This window comes from Arthrobacter sp. CAL618 (genome assembly GCF_000468215.1).
Lineage (GTDB): Bacteria > Actinomycetota > Actinomycetes > Actinomycetales > Micrococcaceae > Arthrobacter_D.
Genome location: NZ_ASZW01000233.1, coordinates 6,978 through 9,472, shown reverse-complemented (window position 1 = coordinate 9,472; position 2,495 = coordinate 6,978). Strand labels below are relative to the sequence as shown.

2 protein-coding genes are annotated in these 2,495 nt (G+C 65.6%); both read left to right on the top strand.

Annotated elements, in window-relative coordinates; translation table 11 throughout:
- The first annotated feature begins 405 nt into the window (after positions 1–405).
- Positions 406–1,947 carry an IS21 family transposase gene (istA, locus tag K728_RS0113910; RefSeq protein WP_024477077.1) on the top strand — a complete coding sequence of 514 codons (1,542 nt, stop codon included), beginning with the start codon at positions 406–408 and terminating at the stop codon, positions 1,945–1,947.
- Positions 1,944–2,495: ATP-binding protein (locus K728_RS19535; RefSeq protein WP_272944194.1), on the top strand; the 552-nt coding region annotated here is incomplete at its 3' end. The genes istA and K728_RS19535, both read left to right, overlap by 4 nt.

The window sequence follows — 2,495 nt, the reverse complement described above, 5'->3', positions numbered from 1 at the left end:
GAGCCGGAAAAGGGGGTCATGAGTCAGTGTGCCGTGCATCACGAAGAGGGGCGCCCGTCAACTATTCTCTGAATACCGCGCGAGCGCTTTTGCGATGGTGCGTAGTTGTGTCCGCGATGGTTCGATAATTGCTCTTGCCGGCCGTTCGATGCCGCTCCATCGCTTCTGCAATGTCCGGGTATAGCCAGACATGTGCATCGGGCGTCTCCCCTGTGTTAGCGGCCATGAAAAACTGCCCATAGGCGGCCACGGAACTGCCCACTGGCGGCCAGTAAAACTGCCCGTTGGTGGCCATGAGATCTGCCCACTTCCTTTTTGAACCCTGCTGCTTAAGCGGCGGGAGCCTCTTCCCGGGGTTTGATGACGGTGTCTAGTCGCACCAAAGTCGCCCGGGAAGAGGCCCTAATGAAGTTTGACGGAGAAATCATGGAAATACTCGCTGCGTATGATCTGACCGGATCGTTGCGCGCCGCTGCGGAACTCACGGGGTGTTCGCATCACACCGTTGACAGGCATGTTCAGGCCCGAGACGCGGGCAAGCCTATCGCCGAACCGGTCTACCGGGGCCGGGTCACTGACGCGTTCCTGCCCAAGATCGAGGAATGGATCGAGGCCTCGAAGGGGCGGATCCGCGCGGATAAGGCCCACGACAAACTCCGGGCCCTGGGCTATGAGGGTTCGGAACGCTCGACCCGCCGGGCTGTCGCTCAGGTCCGCGCGGCCTGGCGGCTGGGCCATGTCCGGGTGCACCGTCCGTGGGTGACCGAGCCTGGTCAATGGATTCAATACGATTTCGGCGACGGGCCGATGATCGGTGGGAAGAAGACCGTGTTGTTCGTGGCATGGCTGGCCTGGTCGAGGTTCCGGATTGTCATCGCTTTGCGGGACCGGACGGCGCCGAGCGTGTTCGCCGCTCTGGACCGCACGTTCCGTGTCATCGGCGGTGCCCCGACCTATGTCCTGACGGACAACGAGAAGACGGTGACGGTGTCCCATGTTGCCGGGGTCCCGGTCCGCAACCAGCAAACGGTGGATTTCGCCCGCCATTACGGGGTGACCGTGTTGACCTGCCAGCCAGCAGACCCGGCGTCCAAGGGCGGCGTGGAGGCTTCGGTGAAACTCGCTAAGGCGGATATCGTGCCCAAATCCACGAACCTGCGCAGCGAATACGGCTCCTTCGCCGAAATCGAAGCGGCGTGCCAGGCGTTCATGAACGAGGTCAACCATCGTGAGCACCGAGCAACCCGCCGCAAACCCGTCGCGATGTTGGCGGAGGAGGCGCCGCGGTTGCACCGGATCCCGGACACCGCGCACACGGTAGCGTTCGGGCCCTCCCGGGCCGTACCGGGGAACACGCCGATGGTTACTTTCGAAAACGGGCAGTACTCCGTTCCGGCGTATCTGCTCGGCGGACGGGTGTTCGTCCGTGCCCACGGCGCCGGAGGCGACGAGCAGGTCATCATCGTCCACCACGGCAACGGTGGCCCGGTGGAAGTCGCCCGACACCGGCGCGCCCGCCCGGGCAGCCCGGCGATCAACGACGCCCACTTCCCCGGCCACCAGCCCAGGATCCCGGGCGAATACACGCTCAAAGCCCGCAACGCCGCGGAGACGGAGTTCCTTGGCATCGGAGACGGTGCCCGCGCCTGGCTGCTCGAGGCCGCCGCGGCGGGCACCGCGAGGATGAACGTGAAGATGGCCGAAGCCGTCGCCCTGGCCAAGATCGCCGGCCAGTCCGAAGTCGATCAGGCCCTGGGGACCGCGGCCATCCATGGCCGCTTCGCGAACAAAGACCTCGCCTCGATCCTGAACGCCGCAGGCACCCGCACCACCACCCATGCCGCCGCCGAGACCCGGTCCCTGACCCAGGGCACCGCCGGGTGGGCGGCGATCGGGCGTCCACCCGTTGCCGAGAATGCAACCGACGCATTGGAGGAAAGCGCGTGAGCCCGATCCCAACCCAGACACCCGTGCTTCCGGCAGAGCTGGAGGCGCTGATGCGGCAACTGAAAATGCCCCATGCGCGGGCGCTGGCACCGGAACTGATCAAGACCGCCCGCGCCCAGCGCTGGGAACCGGCCGAGGTCATCAAGGCCCTCTTCGTCGAAGAAACCGCCGGCCGAGCCCGGTCCATGCTCGCCACCAGACGCAAAGCCGCGGGCTTCCCGACCGGGAAAACCTTCGACACCTGGGACCCCACCGCCTCCTCGATCCCGGCACCGACCCAACAAGCCCTGCGGACCCTGGAATGGATCGGGCGGAAGGAAAACGTCGTGGTCTGCGGGCCTTCGGGCACGGGCAAGACGTTCTTCCTTGAAGCCCTCGGCCAGCAGGTCGTCGAAGCCGGCATGCGGGTCGCATGGTTCCGCCTTGAGGACCTTGGCGCGCTCATGCGCGCTCACCGCTCCGATGACAGCGTCACCAAAGTGGTCGCCCGGATCCTGCGCGCGGATTTGATCGTGGTCGATGATATCGGGCTCCTGCCGGTCGGCACC